General features: G+C 67.8%; 1 protein-coding gene and 1 pseudogene. One reads left to right on the forward strand and one right to left on the reverse strand.

Features of this window, described 5'->3' with window-relative positions; translation table 11 throughout:
* Positions 1 to 49: 49 nt before the first annotated feature.
* A pseudogene (locus tag U4E84_RS18235) lies at positions 50 to 613 on the reverse strand (ABC transporter ATP-binding protein); the annotation flags it as partial.
* A gap of 159 nt (positions 614 to 772) precedes the next feature.
* On the opposite strand from U4E84_RS18235, the gene U4E84_RS18240 reads away from it, so the two are divergent.
* The coding region (locus U4E84_RS18240) for a helix-turn-helix domain-containing protein (RefSeq protein ID WP_322533478.1) at positions 773 to 1,123 on the forward strand (351 nt) is incomplete at its 3' end.

Genomic DNA, 1,123 nt, shown 5'->3' on the forward strand with positions numbered 1-1,123 from the left:
TTCACCCGCGCCATCAGTCGTCGTCCTCCGCGGCCGTCTCCGCGCTCTCCGTCGTCCCGGCGTCGGCCGCTTCGCCGACTATCTCCCGCAACCGCCGGACCCCGTTCGGATCGAGTCCCGACGAGGGTTCGTCGAGTATCAACAGGTCCGGATCGCCGGAGAGGGCCATCGCGAGGGCGAGCCGCTGTGTCATCCCCTTCGAGTACTCCCCGACCCGACGCGCGGCGTCGTCCGGATCCACGCCGACACGGTCGAGCAGCCGACCGACGTCGTCGTCACCGCCGTTCCAGTCGACGGCGAGCTCGAGGTTGCGACGACCGGTGAGCCGGTCGTACAGTCCGTACCCCTCCGGGAGCACGCCCACCCGCCGACTGATCGCGTCCGGTCGCGCTTCCACGGGGCGTCCGAGCACGCGGACCGATCCGCCGGTCGGGCGCGCGTAGTCGAGCAGCATGTCGATCGTCGTCGACTTCCCGGCCCCGTTCGGACCGAGGAAGCCGAACACCTCTCCCTCTCGAACGACGAGGTCGAGATCGCGGACCGCCGTCACGGGGGTCCCGAAGAGCCCGCCGCCGTAGCGTTTCGTGAGTCCGTCGGTTCTGATCGCGTCCATCTCGTCTCGCCGTTCCGGCGGCGGGCGAATATAGGCACCAGCCGGCTTTCACGGCGAGAAAGTCGCCGGCCGACCGTCCCCGGGGTAGCGGCACGGTTTCTGACGGAGAAACTCGGGAGGTGGGTATTTTCACGGACCGCGTGAAAACACGCCTCACTGATGGGTGAGCCATCGGCGCAGATCGCCGCCGAAACCGTCGGTGAGCTGCTCGAAGACGAGTACGCTCGCTCGATCCTGGCCGAGACGAGTCGGGAGTCGCTGTCCGCCCAGGAGCTCGTCGACCGGTGCGACGCGTCTCCGCCGACGGTGTACCGCCGAATCAACCGCTTACAGGAGCTCGATATGCTCGACGAGGAACAGATGATTGACCCGGACGGACACCATTACCGGACGTTCTCGGCGCGGTTGGAACGCGTGACGATCGAACTCCGGGGCGGCGAGTACGCCGTCTCGGTCGATCGCACCGAGCCGGACCCGGTCGAGCGCTTCACCAAGCTGTACGAGGGGTTG

The sequence above is a fragment of the Halorubrum sp. AD140 genome (assembly GCF_034497445.1).
Lineage (GTDB): Archaea > Halobacteriota > Halobacteria > Halobacteriales > Haloferacaceae > Halorubrum.